Annotated in this window: 20 protein-coding genes; 4 read left to right on the top strand and 16 right to left on the bottom strand. The window is 71.3% G+C overall.

What is annotated here, in order from left to right:
- From VNM44_RS00825 to VNM44_RS00795, 7 genes are all read right to left on the bottom strand, one after another.
- Positions 1-891 (bottom strand): APC family permease (locus tag VNM44_RS00825; RefSeq protein ID WP_325621560.1); only part of this gene is annotated, 891 nt, incomplete at its 3' end.
- Position 892: 1 nt separating this feature from the next.
- Complete coding sequence (locus VNM44_RS00820) at positions 893-2,275, bottom strand: anaerobic C4-dicarboxylate transporter family protein (protein WP_325621558.1); 1,383 nt, start codon at positions 2,273-2,275, stop codon at positions 893-895.
- Complete coding sequence (locus VNM44_RS00815) at positions 2,272-2,883, bottom strand: hypothetical protein (protein WP_325621556.1); 612 nt, start codon at positions 2,881-2,883, stop codon at positions 2,272-2,274. Before VNM44_RS00815 ends, VNM44_RS00820 begins: the two co-directional genes overlap by 4 nt.
- Positions 2,884-2,885: 2 nt before the next feature.
- Positions 2,886-4,370 carry a beta-Ala-His dipeptidase gene (gene pepD / locus VNM44_RS00810; RefSeq protein WP_325621554.1) on the bottom strand — a complete coding sequence of 495 codons (1,485 nt, stop codon included), beginning with the start codon at positions 4,368-4,370 and terminating at the stop codon, positions 2,886-2,888.
- Positions 4,371-4,377: 7 nt separating this feature from the next.
- Complete coding sequence (locus VNM44_RS00805; RefSeq protein ID WP_325621552.1) at positions 4,378-4,773, bottom strand: SHOCT domain-containing protein; 396 nt, start codon at positions 4,771-4,773, stop codon at positions 4,378-4,380.
- 115 nt (positions 4,774-4,888) lie between these two features.
- Positions 4,889-7,633: an HAD-IC family P-type ATPase gene (locus VNM44_RS00800; protein WP_325621550.1), complete on the bottom strand. Its 2,745-nt coding sequence runs from the start codon at positions 7,631-7,633 to the stop codon at positions 4,889-4,891.
- Positions 7,630-7,848, bottom strand: coding sequence for a hypothetical protein (locus VNM44_RS00795; protein ID WP_325621548.1), 219 nt, complete (start codon positions 7,846-7,848; stop codon positions 7,630-7,632). Before VNM44_RS00795 ends, VNM44_RS00800 begins: the two co-directional genes overlap by 4 nt.
- 68 nt (positions 7,849-7,916) lie before the next feature.
- On the opposite strand from VNM44_RS00795, the gene VNM44_RS00790 reads away from it, so the two are divergent.
- Positions 7,917-8,435 carry a hypothetical protein gene (locus VNM44_RS00790; protein ID WP_325621546.1) on the top strand — a complete coding sequence of 173 codons (519 nt, stop codon included), beginning with the start codon at positions 7,917-7,919 and terminating at the stop codon, positions 8,433-8,435.
- Positions 8,436-8,444: 9 nt separating this feature from the next.
- Here the strand turns inward: VNM44_RS00790 and VNM44_RS00785 are convergent, their stop codons facing one another.
- The 4 genes from VNM44_RS00785 to VNM44_RS00770 all read right to left on the bottom strand — a co-directional run bounded on the left by VNM44_RS00785 (position 8,445) and on the right by VNM44_RS00770 (position 12,558).
- Positions 8,445-9,662 (bottom strand): phosphatidylserine/phosphatidylglycerophosphate/cardiolipin synthase family protein, encoded by a 1,218-nt coding sequence (locus VNM44_RS00785; RefSeq protein WP_325621544.1) that lies wholly within the window; start codon positions 9,660-9,662, stop codon positions 8,445-8,447.
- Positions 9,663-9,681: 19 nt separating this feature from the next.
- Positions 9,682-9,900, bottom strand: a complete 219-nt coding sequence (locus VNM44_RS00780; protein ID WP_325621542.1) for a hypothetical protein — start codon at positions 9,898-9,900, stop codon at positions 9,682-9,684.
- Between the two features lie 50 nt (positions 9,901-9,950).
- On the bottom strand, positions 9,951-12,212 hold the full coding sequence (locus tag VNM44_RS00775) for a LuxR C-terminal-related transcriptional regulator (protein ID WP_325621540.1): 2,262 nt from the start codon (positions 12,210-12,212) through the stop codon (positions 9,951-9,953).
- Positions 12,213-12,276: 64 nt separating this feature from the next.
- The gene (locus VNM44_RS00770; protein ID WP_325621538.1) at positions 12,277-12,558 is read right to left on the bottom strand and encodes a hypothetical protein; all 282 of its coding nucleotides are present in this window, start codon (positions 12,556-12,558) and stop codon (positions 12,277-12,279) included.
- Between the two features lie 242 nt (positions 12,559-12,800).
- Here VNM44_RS00770 and VNM44_RS00765 point away from each other — a divergent pair, with 242 nt between their 5' ends.
- Together VNM44_RS00765 and VNM44_RS00760 are read left to right on the top strand one after the other, a co-directional pair.
- Positions 12,801-13,262: a hypothetical protein gene (locus tag VNM44_RS00765; RefSeq protein WP_325621536.1), complete on the top strand. Its 462-nt coding sequence runs from the start codon at positions 12,801-12,803 to the stop codon at positions 13,260-13,262.
- An 18-nt stretch (positions 13,263-13,280) separates the two neighbouring features.
- The gene (locus VNM44_RS00760) at positions 13,281-14,696 is read left to right on the top strand and encodes a cytochrome-c peroxidase (RefSeq protein ID WP_325621534.1); all 1,416 of its coding nucleotides are present in this window, start codon (positions 13,281-13,283) and stop codon (positions 14,694-14,696) included.
- On the opposite strand, the gene VNM44_RS00755 is transcribed toward VNM44_RS00760, so the two are convergent.
- Positions 14,693-16,093 carry a glycosyltransferase gene (locus VNM44_RS00755; protein ID WP_325621532.1) on the bottom strand — a complete coding sequence of 467 codons (1,401 nt, stop codon included), beginning with the start codon at positions 16,091-16,093 and terminating at the stop codon, positions 14,693-14,695. The genes VNM44_RS00760 and VNM44_RS00755 overlap by 4 nt on opposite strands.
- A gap of 170 nt (positions 16,094-16,263) precedes the next feature.
- Here VNM44_RS00755 and VNM44_RS00750 point away from each other — a divergent pair, with 170 nt between their 5' ends.
- Positions 16,264-16,527 carry a hypothetical protein gene (locus VNM44_RS00750; protein ID WP_325621530.1) on the top strand — a complete coding sequence of 88 codons (264 nt, stop codon included), beginning with the start codon at positions 16,264-16,266 and terminating at the stop codon, positions 16,525-16,527.
- A 190-nt stretch (positions 16,528-16,717) separates the two neighbouring features.
- Here VNM44_RS00750 and VNM44_RS00745 read toward each other — a convergent pair whose 3' ends face one another.
- Genes VNM44_RS00745 through VNM44_RS00730 form a run of 4 tightly spaced genes read right to left on the bottom strand, consistent with a single transcriptional unit; the run spans position 16,718 to position 20,413 of the window.
- The gene (locus VNM44_RS00745; RefSeq protein WP_325621529.1) at positions 16,718-17,473 is read right to left on the bottom strand and encodes a sugar phosphate isomerase/epimerase; all 756 of its coding nucleotides are present in this window, start codon (positions 17,471-17,473) and stop codon (positions 16,718-16,720) included.
- 2 nt (positions 17,474-17,475) lie between these two features.
- A complete protein-coding gene (locus tag VNM44_RS00740; RefSeq protein WP_325621527.1) occupies positions 17,476-18,564 on the bottom strand; it encodes a Gfo/Idh/MocA family oxidoreductase in 1,089 nt (362 codons plus the stop codon).
- On the bottom strand, positions 18,561-19,463 hold the full coding sequence (locus VNM44_RS00735) for an ATP-binding cassette domain-containing protein (RefSeq protein WP_325621525.1): 903 nt from the start codon (positions 19,461-19,463) through the stop codon (positions 18,561-18,563). The genes VNM44_RS00740 and VNM44_RS00735 overlap by 4 nt, the downstream gene beginning before the upstream one ends.
- The gene (locus VNM44_RS00730; RefSeq protein WP_325621522.1) at positions 19,463-20,413 is read right to left on the bottom strand and encodes an ABC transporter ATP-binding protein; all 951 of its coding nucleotides are present in this window, start codon (positions 20,411-20,413) and stop codon (positions 19,463-19,465) included. Before VNM44_RS00730 ends, VNM44_RS00735 begins: the two co-directional genes overlap by 1 nt.

Genomic DNA, 20,413 nt, shown 5'->3' with positions numbered 1-20,413 from the left:
GGACAGCATGCGCGTCAGCCCGGCCGAGGCGTAGAGCGTCGCGACGACGGAGCCGGCCATGCCGACCATGGCGGCGATCGCGATCATCGTGAATCCCGCGTCCCCGAGCGCCGGCCTCCCCGCCTCGGCGATCGCGGTCGGCCCGTACGCGACGACCTCGGCCACGGTGAGCGTCCCGAACACGCTGACGGCGACCAGGACGTAGACGAGCGTCGTCACCCCGAGCGCGCGGTTCATCGCCTTGGGGAGGTCCCTCTCCGGGTTCCGCATGTCTCCGGCAGCGAACGTGATGACGCTGAATCCCAGGAAGGCGAAGAAGGTCAACGCGACACTCGCGACGATGTCCGAGACGGGTGGGTATTCGCTGAACCCGAGCTTGTCGAGATCGATGCTCGGGAGCGTCACGGCGACGAACACACCGAGGATGCCGACCATGATGACGACGATCAGCGACTGCGCCCTCGCGACGAGCTGTGGTCCCGTGACGACGACGAAGGCCATCGCGACGACGACGGCCGAGGTGAAGACGTTGTCCCACCAGTCGGCGCCGCTGTCGCTCACGAGCAGAGAGACCGCGTAGTCGCCGAACGAGACGGCGCACATCGAGCAGACGATCAGCACGGCCGACATGTAGCCGAGCCAGGCGGCGATCCCGAGCAGCCGGCCGTTCCCGAATCCCTGGAGGAGATACTCGAAGAGCCCTCCGGACGACGGGTAGCGCACGCCGAGCTTCACGACGTTGTAGCCGATCAGCAGGGACACGATGCCCGCGATCAGGAACGAGATCCACGTCGCCGCACCGGCCACCGCTCCCGCCTCGCCGAGGAGGGCGAAGATCCCGGCGCCGACCATGGCCCCGACGCCGAGCAGGGCGGCGCCGCGGACGGTCACGTCACGGGCCCGTTGTCGTGGGCACCGGCGGCGCCGGCGTGTGACCGCCGAAGAAGAGCCACACGATCACGATCCCGGCAAGCGCCGTCACGACCCAGCAGATCTGCAGCGGCACCTGGAACGAGTGGTCGACGACGCGCTTGCCGAGGTTGGTCGTTCCGGTCGTGTCGGCCTCCGCGGCCGCGATCTGCGTTCCGTTGGCCGGCAGGAACAGCACGCCGACGACGGCGGTCCACATCGCGATCATGTAACCGGCTCCGATGCCGAGCGCGAGCCCGAGCGGCACCATCGTGCGCGTTGCGGCCGACTGGCTCGTCGTCAGCCCGCCGACGAGGAAGATCGCCACGGCGATCATGAACGGCCAGTTCTCCGCGAGGCTGCCGAGCGCCTGGACGATCGCGTCCTCGTTGTTGGCGATGAACGTGTCCGCCATCCACGCGATGCCGAAGAGAGCGATCATCGCGATCATGCCGGAGCGGAAGATCTGCGTCGTCGGGACGTCGGTGGCCTTCACGTGCGCGAAGACGAGGATCAGCGCCGCAACGGTGAGCATGATCATCTGGATCAGCGGCGTCACCGACATCGGCTCCACGCCGCCGCCCTCGGCGGCGACCGTCGGGCGGATCCCCTCGACGAAACCGAACACGCAGATCGCCACGACGCCCGCGAGGAAGATCGCGACGCTGCGCTTGGCGAACGGCTGGAGCACGATATCGGCCGGCGGCGCCGGAGGCAGCGCCTCGCCCGAGGCCAGGCGACGCTGGTACTCGGGGTCGGCGTCGAGCTCGGTGCCGTAGCGGCTCATCACGAGCGACATCGCGAAGATGCCGATGAGGCTCGCGGGCACGGTGATGAGCAGCACGTCGACGAGGTCGTAGTTGTAGACCTCCACGAGCGGCAGCATCGTCGCCATCGCCGCAGCGACCGGGCTGGAGGTGATGCCGAGCGCGTTCGCCACCGTCGACCCGGCGAGCGCGCGCTCGGGCCGGATCTTGTTCGCGTACGCGACCTCGTTGATCACCGGGATGATCGAAAAGAAGGTGTTGCTCGTGCCGGTCAGGATCGTGAGGAGGTACGAGACGTACGGCGCGACGAAATTGAGCGCCTTCGGCCTCGCACGCAGCGCCTTGCTCGCGACCATGACCATGTAGTCGACGCCGCCCGCTGCCTGCATCGCAGCTGCGGCCGAGACGACGGCGATGATGATGAGGATCGCGCTGATCGGAGGCTCGCCGGGGTCCAGCCCGAAGACGAAGACCAGGACGAGCGTGCCGACGCCGCCCCAGAGCCCGAGCCCGACGCCGCCCGAGCGGACGCCGAGGGCGATGAACCCGATGACGACCAGGCCCTCGACGGCGACGAGGATCCAGTCCTGGGTGCTCACGACGTCGTCTCCTCTCGCAGCTCTTGGCAGGTGCTCGAGTCGCGCAGCGCCGCCGCGAGCTCGGGATCGGTTCGGCCGACGTCCGCGACGGCCTTCACGCCGCTCGTGACCGCACCGGTGATCGCCCGCGCCGCGTCGGTGAGCTGTGCGATCGCGTCCGCGAGGGTGTCTGCTTCCTCGTCGAGCGAGTCCTGCGCGTCCTCGAGGTCATTGCGCGTCGCGTCGGCCCAGCCGGAGATCGCGTTCGCGGACTGCTCTCCCTGCGGCGTGTCGGGAACGCCGGCGTTCTCGACCCCGGTGATCATCGTGTGCGTGGCGCGCACCGTCCGCTCGAGGCCTGTGCGAACGAATCCCGTGCGGCTCTGCGGCGTCTCGGACTGAGGCTCCGTCGTGCCCGTCGCGCCGGTTGCGCTCGGCTGGCGGATCTCGTCGACGATCGACTCGATCTCGCCGCGCCAGACCGCGACCGACCCGCAGACACTGTCGGCCCACTCGCCCGCCGAGACGGTCTGGTTCTTGCTGTCGTCGCGCCCGACGATCGCCGTCACCCCGAGCACGGCGACGACGCCCGCGACGATCACGACGACCCAGAGCCACGGTCCGCGCATCCTCACGCCTCCTTGACGGGCTTGGAGAGCTCGTCCACGAACGCGACGAGCAGGCGCCAGAACCGCTCCACGGTCGGAATACTGACACGCTCGTCGGGCGAATGGGGTGCCTCGATCTGCGGCCCGAACGAGATCATGTCGAGGCCGGGCACCTTGTCGCCGATCACCGCGGTCTCGAGCCCGGCATGCACGGCCGTCACGATCGGCTCCTCACCGAAGAGACGCTCGTACGACGCCCGGAGCGTCGCGAGCGCCGGCGACTGGAGGTTCGGGCGCCAGCCGCCGTAGTTGTACTTCACCTCGAGCTCGCCGCCCGCGAGGCGGGCCGCGGCGTCGAGCGCACCGATCACCTCGGGCAGCGCGGCGTCGTTCGACGAGCGCGAGAGGCTGTGCAGCGTCAGCCGGTCGCTCTCGGTGATCGCCTCCCCGAGCGACGTGGACGTCTCGACGAGGTCGTCGAAGTCCGGGCTCAGCGCGAGCGGGCCGGTGGGCACGAGCGCCACGGCATCGAGCAGCGTCGTCGTGGCGGCCTCCGTCCACGGCTCGGCGGCTGTCTCGGCCGAGTCGACGGTCACGTCGACGCCGGCGTCCGTCTTCGAGAACGCGTCGCGGATCGTCGCCGCAGCCGTCTCGATCGCCGCGCGCAGCTCCGCCTCGCGATCGGCTCCCACCGATACGACTGCCGTCGCGTCGCGGGGGATCGCGTTGCGGCTCTTCCCGCCGTCGAGCGAGACGAGCCGGAACGGCACCGTCGCGTGCGCCTCGCGCAGCGCGCGGCCGAGCACCTTGACGGCGTTCGACCGGCCGTACTCGATGTTCATCCCGGAGTGGCCGCCGAGGCCGCCGCTCACCGTCACCGCGAGCGTGGCGGCGCCGGCGCCCGGCGCCTCCCGGGGAGCCTCGATGCGGATCCAGGTGTCGGTGCTGCCGGCGCACCCGACCGTCAGCTTCCCGTCCTCCTCGCTGTCGAGGTTGACGAGGATCCGGCCCTCGACGAGCGACCCGTCGAACGCGTTGGCGCCTTCGAGGCCGACCTCCTCGGCGACGGTCATGAGCAGCTCGAGCGGACCGTGCGGCAACGACTCGTCCTCGGCGAGCGCCATCATCGCAGCGATCGCGACCCCGTCGTCGGCGCCGAGGGTCGTCCCGTCCGCCTTCAGCCAGTCGCCGTCGCGCACGAGGACGATGCGTCCCTCGGCCGGGTCGTTCGGGCTCGAGGGATCGCGCTCGCAGACCATGTCGAGATGGCCCTGCAGCGAGACGGTCGGCGCGCTCTCGCGACCCGACGTCGCCGGCACGCGGAGCACGAGGTTGCGCCCGGCGTCCTGATGGAGCTCGAAGCCGTGCTCGGCCGCCCAGGCGCGCACGTGCTCGATCACCGGCTCCTCCTGCCTCGAGGGGCGCGGAATCCTCGTCAACGCCTCGAAATGCGCCCAGAACGAGCGCGGCTCGAGGCCCGTCAGCGCCGTCGTCTCGACCGCTCCCACGATCGCCTCAGGCGAGCGCCTTCTGCTTGAGCGCTTCGAACTCGGCCTGCGTGATCGCGCCGGAGTCGAGGAGCTGCTTCGCCTTGTCGATCTCCGCCGCCGCGCCGCCCCCACCGCCAGCGGTCGTGCGGACGTAGTCGTCGAACTGGTCGCGCTGCGCGCGGGAGCGCTCGAGGTTCCGCTCGGTCATCCCCACGTTCTGGGTGATCAGGTAGATGAACACGCCGAGGAAGGGCAGGAGGATCGCGAAGATCAGCCACCCCGCCTTCCCCCAACCAGAGAGGTCGTGCCTCCGGAAGATGTCGGCGAAGACGGTGAAGAGCAGCCAGATCCACATGATCCAGAGGAAGAACACGAGCATCGTCCACATCAGGTCGAGGAACGGGTAGCTGACTGCGAGCACTGCGCCTCCTCCGGTCGTGATCCCTCGTCTGCCGGGCCGACTCTACGCCGGTCGCGGAAGCCGCGCGCACCACGGCGCGCGGCTTCACCCATGTGAACGGGAACCGCCGATTGGGCTACGACCCGGCCGGAGCGAGCTCGCCGGGACGCGCCTCGCGCCGGCCGAGGAACTTGCCGAGCTCGGCGAGCGCGAGGAAGACGATCGGGCCGAGCAGGCAGATGCCCCACTGCGAGCTCGTCAGGGAGACGGTGTCGAAGATCCGCTGGAGCGGCCGGAGCTCCGTGACGAGGAACGTCAACACCAGTGCGGCGGCGATCAGCTGGACGAATCGCCGGTTCGCGATCGTGTACCGGGTGAAGATGCTCTCCGTCGGCTCGCGCGTCTCGAGGGCGGCGACGATGTGCATCAGCGAGAGCGTCGTCAACCCCATGGTCGTAGCGACCGCGAGGTCGTAGTGGTCCTCGCCCCATGCGACGACGACGAGCGCGAGCACCGCCATGAGCACGCTCGCGACCACGAGCCGGGTCCCGAGCTGGCGGTCGACGATGGGCGCGCTCGCGTCACGAGGTGCGCGCTGCATCAGGCCGGGAGCGGGTGCGTCGAACCCGAGACCGATCGCCAGGAGCACGTCGACGGCGAAGTTGATCCAGAGGATCTGCAGCGGCGTCAACGGGCTGCCGTTCGCGACGTCGAAGATCCCTGCGCCGACGAAGGTGAGGATGAAGCCGCCCAGCATGATCAGCTGGACGCGCACGTACTTCATGAGGTTGTCGTAGATCCCGCGGCCGCCCTCGACCGCCTCGACGATCGTCGCGAAGTTGTCGTCGGTGAGGATCATGTCGGCGGCTTCCTTCGTCACCTCGGTGCCGGTGATGCCCATCGCGACGCCGATGTCCGCGCGCTTCAGGGCCGGGGCGTCGTTGACGCCGTCGCCGGTCATGGAGACGACGTTGCCCTTGCGCTTCAGGATGTCGACGAGGCGCACCTTGTCCTCCGGCGCGACGCGGGCGACGACTCCGATCTCCTCGACCTGCGCCTCGAGCTCCTCGTCGGTGAGCGCGGCGAACTCCGTGCCCGTCAGCGCCCGGCCCTCGATCCCGAGCTGGGCGGCGATCGCGGCGGCGGTCGTGGCATGGTCGCCGGTGATCATGCGCGCGCGGATACCCGCCTCCTTGCAGCGGGCGATCGCGTCCTTCGCCTCCTTGCGCGGCGGGTCGACGATGCCGACGAGCGCGAGCAGCGACAGGTCCTGCACCTCGCCGAGCAGCACCTCCCCGGGACGGAACGCTGCGGGGTCCAGGTCCCGCGCGGCGACGGCCAGCACGCGCAGGCCCTCGCCGGCAAGGCGGTCGTTCTCCGCCAGCACGCGGTCGCGGACCTCCTCGGCGGGAAGCAGCGAGCCGTCGGCGTCCCGGACGTGGGCCGAGCGCGCGAGCAGGACGTCGGGGGCTCCCTTCACGAAGCAGCGGACGACCTTGCGGCCGTCCTCCTCCATCTCGTGGAAGGTCGCCATCAGCTTGTAGTCGGAGTCGAACGGCACCTCGCCGACCCGCGGGAACGCGCGCCTCGTCTCGTCGACGTCGAGCCCGCCTTTCGCCGCGAGGACGACGAGCGCGGCCTCCGTCGGGTCCCCCACGATCTCGCCGTCGCGGACCGCGGCGTCGTTCGCCAGCGCCATCGGCAGCAGGTAGGGCTCGAGCGGGACGTCGGTCTCGCCCGCGACGCGCAGGATCTTGCCGGTCGTCGAGTAGCCCTCGCCCTCGACGTTGTAGCGCCTTCCCGCGACCACGAGCTGACGCGCGGTCATCTGGTTGAGCGTCAGCGTGCCGGTCTTGTCCGAGCAGATCGCAGAGGTGGAGCCGAGCGTCTCGACCGAGCGCAGCCGCTTCACGATCGCGCCCTTCGCCGCAAGCGCCTGCGTGCCGAGCGAGAGCACGGTGGTCACGACCGCCGGGAGCCCCGTCGGGATCGCGGCGATCGCCAGGCTGATCCCGATCAGGAACAGATCGTCGAAGCTCTCGCCACGGATCAGCCCGAGGACGACGACGAGCGCCAGCGCGATCGCCGCCATCGTCGTGATCACGACGGTCAGCTGGTCGAGCTGCCTTGTCAGTGGCGTCTTCTCCTGCTCGACGCGGCTGAGCATCCGCGAGATCTGGCCGACCTCGGTCGACATACCCGTCGCGGTCACGACCATCTCTCCCCGGCCGCGCGTCACCGTCGAGTTCATGTAGGCCATGTCGAGGCGGTCGCCGAGCGGCACGTCGTCGCCCGGCACGGGGTCGACGGCCTTCAGTACCGGGACGCTCTCCCCGGTCAGAGCCGCCTCCTCGATCTCGAGCGTCGCCGCCACGAGCAGGCGCCCGTCCGCCGGGATCTTGTCGCCCGCCTCGAAGGTGACGACGTCGCCCGGCACGAGCTCCTCGGCGGGGACGTCCTCGAGCGCGCCGCTGCGACGGACGTGTGCCCTGATCACGAGCATCTTCTGCAGCGCGGCGACGCTCTCGGCGGCCTTTCCCTCCTGGTTCAGGCCGAGGATCGCGTTGAGCACCGTGAGCCCGAGGATCACGATGCCCGTGCTGAACTCCTGCAGCGCGACGATGCTGACGAGCGCGGCACCCACGAGGACGAGCTGCATGAGGTCGCGGTACTGGCGCAGGAACGCGTGCCACGCGGGCTCCTTCGCCGCCTCGGCAAGCCTGTTCGGTCCCACCTCGGCCCGCCGCCGCTCGACCTCGGCCGGAGCGAGGCCCTGCCGCGGATCGACGCCGAGCCCCTTGCACGCCTCGTCCGTCGTCAGCCCGTGCCACGCGACGACGTGCCGGCCCGTCGCCTCCGGCGTCACGACGGTCGTCGTCATCTCGAGTAGTCCTTCTTGCGCACCCACACCACGTAGACGATCAGCGTCGCGATCGAGAACACGAGCCCGAAGATGCTCCAGAGCACCTTCTCCACACCCGAGAGGTCGGGCCGCCTGAGGATGTCGAGGATCATCCAGATCACCGCCGCGTAGACGGCGAGCACGATCACGACGAGGATCGACTCGCCGAACGTCAGCGCCAGCACATCGCTCACGCGTTCCTCCCTCCTGCTCGGTTCCGTCGGATACTAGGTCGGCCCGGGACCGGCATGATCGGTGGCCGATGGACGAGCCGCTGCGTGCAGACGCCGTGCGCCGGGAGCGGGAAGCGGCGGGCCACCGCCTCGCAGGTCTCGTCTACGGCACGCTCGTCGTGCTCGCGATGGTCGTCCTGGGCGCGAAGACGTATCCCGACGAGCCGGGGATGATCGCGGTGTTCGTCGTGGTCACGACGATCCTCCTCTGGCTCGCGCACGTCTACGCCCACGGCGTGGGGCAGAGCGTCTCGGACGGCGAGCGCCTCTCGCTCGCCGACCTGCGGCACATCGCCGGACGGCAGGCCTCGATCGTCCAGGCTGCGCTGCCGCCGGTCGCGCCGCTCTGTCTCGGGGCCGTCGGGCTGATCTCGGCGGGTGTCGCGATCTGGGCCGCGTTCGGTCTCGGCCTGGCCGTGCTCGGCGCCCAGGGAGTCAGGTTCGCGCGCGCCGAGCGTCTGGGCTTCATCGGGACCGTCGCCGCGGTCGCCGTCAACCTGGCGTTCGGTCTCGTGCTCGTGGGACTGAAGCTGCTGCTCGCGCATTGACGGACGGGATCAGAGGAGCGGCGAGACGAGCGCGAACGCGGCCGCGCGCGCCCGTTCCTTCCCACCGCTCAGCGGACGCCCGGGTGTCGAGACGTCCTCGGCGGGCGCGGCGAACCTCTCGTCGAATTGCGCCGCCACCCGAGCCGAGCGGATCCCGAGGTCGATCTCGAAGAAGCGCCTGAGGCTCCACGCCTCCAGGTTGCACGTCCCCGCGAGGAGCTCCTCGCCGTCGCGGACGAAGGCCTTCGCGTGGAGCATCGTGGGGTACTCGAGGATGCGGACGCCCGCGTCGAGCAGCGTCGCGTGGTGGAACTGCTGCGCGGCGGCGCACGCCCAGTTGTTCGCGTTCGCGGGGACGAACAGCCGGACGCGGACGCCCCGCCGCGCTGCCTGCTCGATCCGTCGGATCATCCGCCGGTCGGTGACGTAGGGGTTGACGACGTCGAGCGTCGTGGTTGCCTCGTCGAGCACCCTCGCGATCGCGTCGGTGATCGGCCGATAGCTTCCCGGCGCGTTGTGGAGGACGACCGCGGGCACGGGGTCCGCGCCGCCCTCGAGCTCGGGGAAGAGGACGTCGACGTCCGCGGCGGCGATCGGCCCGCCGAGCCAGCGGAACCCCGCGACGAAGACGAGTTGGAGCTGCGCGACCACCGGCCCCTCGACGCGCACGAAGAGGTCGTGGAAGCGACCGTCCTCGAAGTGGTCCTCGATCCCTGCGCCGCCGACCCAGCCGATCCGCCCGTCGATCACCGCCACCTTCCGATGGTCGATGTGACCCAGTCCGCGGAGGTTCCACGCCGCCGCGCCGCCGCCTCCGAGCGGCCCGACCGCCGACCGTGCCTTCGTCGCCCGCACCACGCAGACCTCGACGCCGGCGCCGGTGAGGCGCTCGTAGAACGCCTGCGAGCCGCCCTCGGGATCCGAGCCCTGGCGGTCGACGACGAGACGCACAGGGACGCCCTCCGCTGCCTTCGCGACGAGCGCCTCGGCGAACGCGTCGCCGACGACCCCGGGGCGGAAGCCGAACTGGTTGATGTGGACCGAGGACGTGGCGGAAGCGACGTCGGCGAGCATCGGCGGGTAGAACGTCTTGCCCTCGACGAGCACCTCGACCGACGATGCGCCGCTCTCGGAGAACGCGAGCGCGAGGTCGGCGCGCCGGACCGGCTCGCTCGCGAGACGCCGCGCGTGGGCCGGGATCCCGTCGTTCGGCACCACGATCGGCATCCGCGCCCCTCGAGGCCCGTCAGGAGGTCGACGGCTCGTCGAGTGCGATGGCGCTGAGCAGCGTCAGCCCGAGGTCGGACACGCGGCGCAGGAGCCCCTGCAGCTCCGCCTGGTCGCGCACCGGCCCGCAGAGCACGGTGTTCCCCTGCTCCCGGGTGAGGGACATGCCCTCGAACGCGGATTGCACGCGGTCGCTCAGCTCTCCTTCGACGACGAGCCGGTACTCCCGACTGGCCATGACGAGACCGTTGCACCCTTTGGCCCGCCTCGCCGACCTGGCGCCGACAATCACCCGGATGATTCGACTCCGTCCAGGAGGTCGAGCGCCTCGGCCCGCGCGACGGCGTCCGCCCGCGAGCTGACCGAGAGCTTGCGGTAGAGAGCACGCGTGTGCGTCCGGACGGTGTTCGGCGAGAGGAACAGCTCGCCGCCGATCTCACGCATCGAGAGATCCGTTGTCAGGAGGCGCAGCACGGCGAGCTCGGCCTCGCTCGGCCGCTCGACGAGCCGGCCACCGTTCGCCTCGCGGCGGGCCCGTTCGAGCTCGGCCTCGACCTCGGCGGCGAGCAGGCCGAGGACGGCGCCGTCCGCGAGCTCCTCGAGCGCGTCGCGGGCCTCCCGAAGCGTGTCGCCCGCGGCGCCCAGCCGTCCGCGCCCGACCCGTACGCGCGCGAGGAGCAGCAGCAGCCAGGCGTGATGCGGCGACGCGAGCTCGTCGCGGTAGAAGTGCTCGGCCGCCACGAGCTCGCGTTCCGCCTCCGCGAGGCGTCCCTCCGCGCCGAGCACGGCGCCGAGCGCCATGGACGCGCTCGCACCGAGCCAGCTCCGGCTCGAGCCGACCGCACCGACGAGCGCCTTGGCCTTCTCCGCATGGACACGTGCGGACACGAGCCGCCCACGATCGACCGCGACATGGGCCAGCGTCGCGCGAGCGAAGGAGTGCCCGGGTGGCCGTGACGCCGAATCGGGGTGCTCGATCGCACGCAGGGCCGTCTCCCGGGCGCTCTCGACGTCGCCAGCGAGGTACTGCGCCCGCGCCAGCGCGGCCAGCGCGGCGACGAGCACGTCGTCGGCCTCGGCCTCGGCGACTTCGACGGCGCGCAGGCCCGCCGCGACGGCCTCTTCCGCGGTGCCGTCGATCGCCGCGGCCCGCACCATGCCCGCAACGGCCTCGACGTACGGGACCTTCCGGTCCGGGTGGGCGCGATCGGCCAGGCGCAGGAGCCGATGCCGCTCGGCCGTGCGTCCGCCGGTCATGAGCGCCGCCGTCGCACCCGCCACCGCCAGCTCCGGGAACTCGATCAGCTGCGCCTCCGGTAGCGCCTCGGCCCAACGCAGCACGGTCCTCGCGTGCCCGGTCCGGATCAGCGCGAGGTGGTACGCGACCACGAGCCGGGCGAGGAGGTCGAAGTCCGCGGCCGCCGCAGCGTGGTCGACCGCCTCGGCCGGCTGACCGTGGACAGCGAGCCACTCGGCGGCGGACCGATGGATCTCCGCCGCGGCCCCGGGGTCCGCGGCGGCGAGCTCGAACGCCGCGAACTCGGCGAACAACGGGTGGACGCGGTACCACCCGCCCTTCCCCAGCCGGGTGACGAAGAGGTGGGAGCGCTCGAGGGTCCCGAGCATCGAGGCCGAATCCGTGCGCCCGAGCACCGCGTCGCAGAGCGGCGGGGTGAAGCGGCCGAGGACCGAGACGCGCAGGAGGAAGCCGCGGACGTCGTCGTCGAGCGCACCCAGCACCTCCTGGCTCAGGAAATCGGCGACGAAGCGGTGGTCCCCGGTGAACTCGCGGACGACCTGCGACATGTCGTCCACGCCGCGAAGCCAGATCGCGGCGAGCTCGACCGCGGCCGGCCATCCCTCGGTCCGGCCGCGGAGCAGCTCGAGCTCCGACGGCTCGAGGTGGACGTCGCCTCGGCCGGCGAGCAGCTCGGCCGTCTCGGTCGTGGTGAACGCGAGGTCCTCGGCACGCAGCTCGACCAGCGTTCCCCCCACCCGGTGTCGGGCGATCCGGAGGGCGGGGTCGCTGCGGGCGATCAGCACGAGGCGCGCGTTCGCGGGAAAGCGCTCGGCCGCGTGGTCGATCGATGCCAGGCAGTCGGGGGCGGTGACCGCCTCGAGCTCGTCGAGGACGACGATCACCTCTTTCCCGAACGCGCGAACGCCTTCGACGAGCTCTTCGACGGCGTCGTCGACCGTCGTCCCGGAGGACCGGAGGCGGTGCAGCGCGCCGCGCCCGAGCCCCTCGCGAATGCGGTCGACCGCCGTTGCGATGTACGTCCACAGCCGGACGGGATCGTTGTCTCCGACGTCGAGCGTCACCCAGGCGAGCGGCACGTCCCGGCTCTCGCACCAGGCCCGGACGACCGTCGTCTTCCCGAAGCCCGCCGGCGCGGCGACGAGCGTCAGGGCGGCGCCGTCGCCCGCGTCGAGCGCGTGCAGGAGACGCGGCCGCCGGATCAGCTCCGGGCGGAGAAGGGGAGCGGCGAGCTTCGCCTCGGCGAGCGGAGGCGACCGCCCGGCGCGTCCGGATCGACGCGGATCGGCCATCGGCACCGGTGATCTTCGCAGGAGGAGCGGTCCCTGCCGCGGCGGATCCCGCCGCGGGCCGCGATCAGTAGGCGCGTCTGCGGTCGTACGCGGGCTTGGCGGCGTACGAGGCGATGTCGAGCAGGACGCCGATCACGATCAAGAGGACGTCCCAGAAGCCGTTGATCCCGACGACTGGCGACCAGGCGATGATGTACATCAGCGTCGTCCACGGCAGGAAGAGGAACCCGAGCAGGCCCCAGACCCAGCTGTCGATCGCCGCGTCGGGCTTGTCGCCGAAGATCCACCAGAAGAAGAGCGCGATCCGCGGCCCGATGCCCCACGCGAGGAGAAACGCACAACACACGCGCGCGACTATCCGACATCGCGTCGGTGCCTGTCAAGGGCTCGACCTTGACCTGCTCGTGCCAGGCGTTACAATCTCGGGCCATCCGGACGCGCCCCGGCCGCGCCGCTCGACGATTCCCGGATCGCCGCGACGACTCGCCTCGACCGCCGCGCCTCCCGTCAACGGAGGAAGACGAAAGGGGGAGCATCGTGAAGCGATTGACCACTGCGGCAGGTCTACTTGCCGCGTGTGCTCTTGCATTGGCCGGTGCCGGCTCCGCAGCCGGCCCGGCCCTCGACGAGTTTCCGGTCAGCTTCACGCTGACCTCGGCGACGTGCCCGCTGCTGCCGTCCGGCACGACGATCGAGGGATCGGGGACCGAGAAGTCGATCACGAACGTGAGGACCGACCGAAACGGCCGCACGACCATCATGAACACGACGCATGCCTTCGGCACGGCGACCGACCAGGCCGGCAACAGCTACGTGTTCAACTACTCGAACTCGTTCTCGGTCTCCAACACCGGCCCGACCGACCCGGTGTTCAGCGGCCAGATGGTGGACTCGTTCTCGCTCGCCGGCCGCGGGCCCGCCACGCTCCACAACGGATTCGTCGCCGGGTTCACGACGGACTTCGAGACGTTCTCCTCGTTCGAGGAGCAGAGCTCGCGCGGCGACCCGATCGACTTCGCGACGGGCGAGTCCCACTGCGATCCGCTCTAGGGACAGGGCGGCCCGGCGGTGACCACGAGGCGACGACGGCACGTCGCCGCGTGGCTCGCCGCCGGCACGATCGGCGGCGCGGGGCTCGCGCTCGCGCCCGCGCTCGCCACCGGGTCGGCGGGCGACCACTCGCTCGACGCCCAGCTCACCGAGCGCCTGAGCGACGCCGGGTTCACCGGACGGATCGAGTCGACCCTGACCGAGCGGCTCGGCCGGCCGCTCGATCCGCGGCGCGCCGACACGGGCCGGCTCCTCTGGTTCGACACGATCCTCGGCCTGAACGACGACAACGCGTGCGCGGGCTGTCACTCACCGACCGCGGGCTTCGGCGACACGCAGTCGATCGCGATCGGGATCGACTCCAACCGAGTCGTCGGGTCCGATCGGGCCGGCCCGCGCAACCAGCGGCGCGCGCCGATGGTCCTGAACACGGGCTTCTACCCGAGCCTCATGCTGAACGATCGCTTCTCGTCGGTCTCGGGCGACCCGTTCGACCCGAGCCTCGGGCTCCTCTTCCCACCACCCGAGGGAACGTCGCTCTCGTACCTCCCCCACCTCCTCGACGCCCAGGCGTTCATCCCTCCGACGGAGCGCTCCGAGGCAGCGGGGTTCGCCTTTCCCGGCGACAACGAGGCGATCCGCGCCGAGGTCGTCGGCCGCCTGAACGCCTCGCCCGCGTACCGCAAGCTCTTCGCGCGTTTCTCGCCCACCGTGCGGGCGGGCGGGCCGATCACCTACGACCTCGTGGCAAGCGCGATCGCCGAGTTCGAGCTCTCGCTGACGTTCGCCGACGCGCCGATCGACCGGTTCGCCCGGGGCGAGCGGTCGGCCCTCGACGACACCGAGAAGCGCGGGGCGCTGCTCTTCTTCGGCGACGCCGGCTGCGTGAGCTGCCACCAGGTCTCCGGGCGCTCGAACGAGATGTTCAGCGATTTCCGCGAGCACGTGCTCGGCGTGCCGCAACTCGTCCCTGCGCGCACGAACGTGCCGTTCGACGGCCCGGGCGCGAACGAGGACTTCGGCCGCGAGCAGTTCACCGGCGATCGCGCTGACCGCTACGCGTTCAGGACGTCGCCGCTGCGGAACGTCGCCCTGCAGCCGACGTTCATGCACGACGGGGCCTTCACGAGCCTCGCGGCGGCGATCCGGCACCACCTCGACGTCGTGGCGTCCGCACTCTCCTACGACCCGGTCGCGCAGGGGGTCGACCCCGACGTGGCCGGCCCGGTCGCGCCGGTCGCCCCCATCCTCGCCCGACTCGACCCTCTGGTGGCGACGCCGCGGGCGCTCTCGCAGGCGAACCTCGACGCGCTCGTCGCCTTCGTCCGCGACGGGCTTCTCGATCCACGGGCGAGCCCCGAGCGCTTGCGCCGCCTCATTCCCGAGAGCCTGCCGAGCGGCCGGGCGCCGCTGGTCTTCCAGACGGGCGGCTAGCTCGTCACGAGCCGGGTGATGAGCCTCGCGTAGTCGAACAGGTGCCTGTCGCCGAGGAAGCGCTGCTCCACGCGGCGACGGGCGTTCCGCCCGAAGCGTTCGGCTTCCACCGCGTCGTCCAGGACGCGCGTGATCGCCGCGCCGAGACCGGCGAGATCGGTCGGATCGACGAGCAGCCCCGTCTCGCCGTGGACCACCTGGTCGACGATCCCGCCGACGGCGCTCGCGACGACCGGTCGCGCCTTCCACATCGCCTCGGCCACCGTGAGCCCGAACCCCTCGGCGAGGCTCTTCTGCACGACGACCGACGCATGCCGCTGGAGCGCGTTGACGACGAGCGCGTTCTCGACCGGATCGGCCATCGGGATCGCGACGAGCTGCACCCGCGCGCGGTCGGCGCGGGGCAGCCGCTCCCAGGCGGCGAGCGTCTCGTGCCAGACCTCGGCGCCCTCCGGGTCGTCCTCGACGCCCGCTGTCTCGGGCCCGGCGAGCAGGAGTCGCGCCCCGCCGGCCGGGACATGTTCGACGAAGCCGTGCATCACGCCGGTCATGTCCTTCATCCGGTCCCAGCGCGACACCTGGACGACGAGCGGGGTCTGCGGGTCGAGCAGCGTGCCGTCGCGGACGATGTTGGCGACGTGCCGGACGCGGGGGTCGCCGGGCGCTCCGTCGCCCGCGAGCAGGCCCGCTCCGCGCAGCAGCGCGAGCACCTCCGCACCGCGGAGATCCCGGTTCTTCGGCGCGAAGGGGTCGATCGAGGGCGGGATCACGCCCAGCCACGCACGGTCGATCCAGGCCGGCGCGAACGGCTCGCGCGAGAAGACGAACGCGTGCGCCGGCTCGACGTACCCCCGGACGAAGCCCCAGGCGCGCTCCGTCCACTCGTTGCTGCCGTCATACCCGACGTGACAGCGCCAGATCACAACGGCGCCGAGCTCGACGAGGGGAGCGATCAGGCCCGACGGCTGTGGGTCGTGGACGATGACGACGTCCCCCGCCCGGACGAGCGGCCGAACACGCTCGAGATTCCGCTCGGCCACGCCGTCGAAGCGCGCATGCTCCGCGACCCCGAGCTCGCCGCCGTCGCCCGGCCCGCCGTAGAGGCCGTTGTGGACACGCTTCGTGATCGTGAAGAACTCGGGGTTGCCCTCGATCACGAGCCAGATGGTCTCGAGGCCGGCACCGAGCGTGTAGCCGACGAGCGTGCGGAGCATCTCGGCGACCCCGCCGCCGTACGGCGTCGAGTTGACGTTCACGACGCGGCGGCCGTCGAGCAGGCGGCGGAGCGCCGCAGCGGTCTCGAGCAGCTCCTCGACCCGCTCGGGCCCGAGGATCGGGCCGAGGCGTCGGACGTCGATCGGCTCCACGGGAACCCTCGTCGCGAGCCCGGTCTCCATCGCGGCAGTCTGGCCGATCGCGCCGCCGCCGGCGCGGGGTTCGATTTCCCGAACCTCGAAGACGCCGGTCGGCCGCCTGCGATCCACCGGCTGACCGCATGCCTGCATCGGCGCCGGCCTGCGAGCCTCCGGGTCACCCGATGCACCTCGATCACCCGACAGGAGCCGCCATGACCTCCGTCACCGCATACCAAGGCACACGAGAGCTCGCCTTCCGCTCGAACGACGGGATGGCCGTGGCGTTGCTCTGGCACACGGCGACCGACCTCCTGAGCGTCGTCGTCTCCGACAGCCGAACGGGCGAGACGTTCGAGCTCGTGCTCGACCGCGACGACCACGCCATGGACGTCTTCCATCACCCGTACGCGTACGCGGCACACCGCGGGCTCGAGTTCGCCCTCGTCCTCCGCGAGGCAGAGCTCGTCGCCGCCTGACCCGAGCCTCCCGACTGCGTCGGCCGACCCGGCCCCCGGTCGGCCGACGCAGTCGAACCGATCACGGGTCGCCGGGCATCGCCGCGCTGATCCGCGTGCCGCCGCCCCGACTGGAGGCGGGAGGCGTCAGGCGCGCGGTGAACTCGACGGCGCGATCCGGCCCGTGGGTGCCGCCAGGACGCGGGCGGCGCTACGCGGCGCGAGCCAGCTGCTCGCGGAGATCGAGCACGGCGGCCGCCGAGCGCGTGGCCGCAGAGAGCTCGTCGGGCACGAAGCCCTCGTCCTGCTCGGCGACGAGCCACTCGACGAAGGCCGCGGTGCGGAGCGCGTCGCGGAACGGGACCGCGCCCTCGCCGACGCTCGTAAAGCTCGTACGGTCGCCGCGGTCGGCGAAGTCCTTGACGTGCACCACCCGGCAGCGGGCTCCCAGCGACGACAGCACCTCTCCGGGATCGCGCCCGGCGATCCAGGCCCAGCCGAGGTCGAGCTCGAGCTCGAGCTCGGGCGCGTCGGCCACGAGGCGGTCGAGCAGCACCGAGCCGTCGTCGGCGACGCCCAGCTCGGCGTCGTGGGTGTGGAAGGCGAGCCTGAAGCCCTCGGCGCGGGCGGCACGCGACGCGCGGTCGAGGCGCTCGACGTGCGAGCGCGTGACCGCCGACTCGAGCGACGGGGGCAGCCAGCCGACGACGAGCAGCCTCGCGGCCAGCGCCTCGGCGTCGCCGTAGTGCGCTCTCGGGTCGGCCTCGAGCTCGTCGAGGTCGACGTGCATGCCGGCGACCTCGAGCCCCGCAGCGTCGAGCCATTCGCGAACACGCGCGGCGTCGTGACCGTGGAGGCCGGCGAGCTCGACGCCGTCCAGGCCCAGGCGGCCGACGTGCTCGATCGTCCCCGCCAGGTCGCGCGCGGCCTCGCCTCGCACGCTGTACAGCTGGAGCGCGGAGCGCATGTCTACGCGACCGCCGCCGGGGTTGTGAGGGGCGTCGGCCGCTCGCAACGGCTCGCGACGTCCACGACGGAGGCCGTCTGCGCCGCTTCGAGGATCGAAAGGAGCACGTCGAGGACATGAAACGCGAGCGCGCCGCTGGCGCGGGGCGCGTCGCCGAGCCGGATCGCCCGCGCTGTCTCGACGACGCCGAGCCCGCGGCGGTACGGCTCGTGCTCGAGGCCCGACGTCTCCCACTTCCCGTTCAGCTCCCGGCCGCGTCTGCGGACGACGCCCTCGTAGCCGTTGGGATCGGGCAGGAGCAGCGTCCCATCCGTGCCCCAGAGCTCGACGGAATGGACGTCGTCCCAGCAGTCGAAGCTCGTCACGAGCGTCGTGATCGCGCCGGATTCGTGCTCGAGCACGGCCGCGACGTGCGTCGGCACCTCGACCGGGAGCGTGTCCCCGATCTTCGGGCCGCCGGTCACGCGCCGCACCTCGAAGGTCCTCCGTGCGCCGGCGCTGACGCGGGCAACAGGGCCGAGGAGCGAGACGAGCGCCGTCAAGTAGTAGGGGCCCATGTCGAGCAGCGGCCCGCCTCCCGCACGGTAGAAGAACGCGGGATCGGGATGCCAGCTCTCCGGGCCGGGGCCGAGCATCGTCCCGCGCGCCGCGACGGGCGTCCCGAGCGCTCCCGAGTCGATCAGCTCTCGGGCGCGCTGCCACGACGGGCCGAGGAAGGTGTCCGGCGCGCACCCCACGACGAGGCCCCGGGGGATCGCCTCGTCGAGCACTCGCCGTGCCTCCACACGGGAGGCCGCGAGCGGCTTCTCGCCGTAGACGTGCTTCCCGGCGCCGAGGGCGGCGAGCGCGACGTCCGCGTGCTCTGCGGGCGGCGTCAGGTTGAGGACGAGGCCGATGCGGTCGTCGGCGAGCACCTCCGCCGTCGTCGATGGAGTGGCGCCGGCCGCGAGCGCGACGACCTGCGCCCGCTCGATGTCGAGGTCGGCGCAGCGGAGGATGCGCACCTCGTCGCTTCCGGCCAGGGTCGCGACGTATGTCTCGCTGATCTTCCCGCAGCCGATCAGCCCGATGCCGAGCGGGTCTGCGCTCATGAGGGTTCTCCTTTGCCGGGCAGGGCCGCGAGGTGATCGGTGTCGACCTCCACCAGCACAGGAGCGGGGTCGTCGCGCGAAGCCGGCGGCAACGCGAGGTCGCCGTTCCGCTTGCGGTCGCGCCACCGCTCGTGGAGGTGCGGCACCGAGGCGAGGAGCATCCTCGTGTACGCGTGCCGCGGGTCGCCGAAGACCTTCTCGGTCGCGCCCATCTCGACGACGGCGCCGCGATGGAGGATCAGCGTGCGGTCGGAGACGTAGTTGCCGAGCGAGAGGTCGTGGGTGATGAAGAGGATGCCGAGGCCGCGCGACTTGAGGTCGGCCAGCAGGTTGAGGACGTCGATCCGCGTCGACGCGTCGAGCATGCTGATGACCTCGTCCGCGACGAGGATGCGGATGTCGAGCAGCAGCGCCCGCGCGATCAGCAGCCGCTGCAGCTGTCCGCCGGAGAGCTGGTGCGGGTAGCGGTTGAGCACCTCGCCGGGGCTGAGCCCGACCGACGCCAGTGACGCGCAGAGCTTCTCGTGCCACTCGTCGTTCCCGACGCCGGGGAAGTAGGCGCCGCGGATCATCGCGAAGACACGGTCGGCCTTGAACACCGGGTTGTACGAGCTGAAGGGGTCCTGGAACACGCCCTGCACCTCGCGGTAGTACGCCTTCGTCCCCGTCCGGCCGAGCTGCGCGATGTCGCCGCCGTCGAAGCTGATCGTCCCGCTCGTGACGCGGTCGAGCCGGAGGATCATCCGGCCGATCGTGCTCTTACCGCTGCCGCTCTCGCCGATCAGCGAGACGATCTCGCCCGGCCGCAGGTCGAAGCTGACCCCTCGGACGGCCTGGAGGCTCTTCCCGCCGAACGCGCCGATCCGGTAGACCTTCGAGACACCGTCGAGCGTGAGCATCAGGTGACCGCCCAGCAGGCGACCCGGTGGCCCGGCTCGACCTCGACGAACGGCGGCTGCTCGGCGCACTTCGCGAACGCGAGCGGGCATCGGTCGCGGAACCTGCAGCCGTGCGGCGGCTCGAGCAGGGACGGTGGCTTCCCGGGGATTCCCTCGAGCCGGCGGTCCGCATAGCGCACGCCGACCTCGGGGAGCGACGAGACGAGGAGCTGCGTGTACGGATGCTTCGGCCGCGAGATGACGGCGTCCGAGGACGCCTTCTCGGCGAGGCGCCCCGCGTACATGACGAGGATCGTGTCGGCAGCCTGATAGAGGATCGCGAGGTCGTGCGTGATGAAGACCATGCTCTTGACGTAGCTCCGCTCGCGGAACTCGACGAGCATCTCGGCAACCGCACGCTGGCTCGAGACGTCGAGGGCGGAGGTCACCTCGTCGGCGATCAGGAGCGACGGGTTGAGAAGCGTCGAGAGCACCATCACCGTCCGCTGCTTCATCCCGCCCGAGAGCTCGATCGGGAACATGCCGAGGACGTCCTTGGAGAGCCCGACGAGCTCGAGTCGGCGCACGAGCTCGGGCCGCACGCCGTCGAAGTGGATGCCGCGTGACTCGAGGAGCTCCTCCGCGATCCTCCCGACCTTCCGCGTCGGGTTGAGAGCGCTCATCGCGTACTGCGGGACGATCGAGACGCTCTTGAAGCGGAACGCGTTCATCGCGCGGTCGTCACCGAGCGGGAGCTGCTTGCCGTCGAGCGTGACGCTGCCTCCCACGTGGCGCATCCGCCCGTCGAGGCGGATGAGGCTCTTGCCGAGCGTCGACTTGCCGCACCCGGACTCGCCCGCGAGGCCCATGATCTCGCCGTCTGCGATCTCGAAGGTGACGCCGTCGAGCGCCTGCACGTCCCCGCGCAGCGTGCGGTAGTAGACCTTGAGGTCGTCGACGCGCAGGCTCAT

Source organism: Gaiella sp. (genome assembly GCF_035558935.1).
GTDB lineage: Bacteria > Actinomycetota > Thermoleophilia > Gaiellales > Gaiellaceae > Gaiella.
The sequence above is the reverse complement of the archived record's forward strand: the minus strand, read 5'-3'. Positions and strand labels throughout refer to the sequence as shown.

Coding starts and splice junctions, on each gene's coding strand:
- VNM44_RS00775 (WP_325621540.1), bottom strand. CDS start 12,212: ATGGCCGATCCGCGTCGATCCGGACGCGCCGGGCGGTCGCCTCCGCTC.
- VNM44_RS00785 (WP_325621544.1), bottom strand. CDS start 9,662: ATGCCGATCGTGGTGCCGAACGACGGGATCCCGGCCCACGCGCGGCGT.
- VNM44_RS00755 (WP_325621532.1), bottom strand. CDS start 16,093: ATGGAGACCGGGCTCGCGACGAGGGTTCCCGTGGAGCCGATCGACGTC.
- VNM44_RS00750 (WP_325621530.1), top strand. CDS start 16,264: ATGACCTCCGTCACCGCATACCAAGGCACACGAGAGCTCGCCTTCCGC.
- VNM44_RS00790 (WP_325621546.1), top strand. CDS start 7,917: ATGGACGAGCCGCTGCGTGCAGACGCCGTGCGCCGGGAGCGGGAAGCG.
- VNM44_RS00815 (WP_325621556.1), bottom strand. CDS start 2,883: ATGCGCGGACCGTGGCTCTGGGTCGTCGTGATCGTCGCGGGCGTCGTC.
- VNM44_RS00800 (WP_325621550.1), bottom strand. CDS start 7,633: ATGACGACGACCGTCGTGACGCCGGAGGCGACGGGCCGGCACGTCGTC.
- VNM44_RS00735 (WP_325621525.1), bottom strand. CDS start 19,463: ATGCTCACGCTCGACGGTGTCTCGAAGGTCTACCGGATCGGCGCGTTC.
- VNM44_RS00730 (WP_325621522.1), bottom strand. CDS start 20,413: ATGAGCCTGCGCGTCGACGACCTCAAGGTCTACTACCGCACGCTGCGC.
- VNM44_RS00780 (WP_325621542.1), bottom strand. CDS start 9,900: ATGGCCAGTCGGGAGTACCGGCTCGTCGTCGAAGGAGAGCTGAGCGAC.
- VNM44_RS00740 (WP_325621527.1), bottom strand. CDS start 18,564: ATGAGCGCAGACCCGCTCGGCATCGGGCTGATCGGCTGCGGGAAGATC.
- VNM44_RS00745 (WP_325621529.1), bottom strand. CDS start 17,473: ATGCGCTCCGCGCTCCAGCTGTACAGCGTGCGAGGCGAGGCCGCGCGC.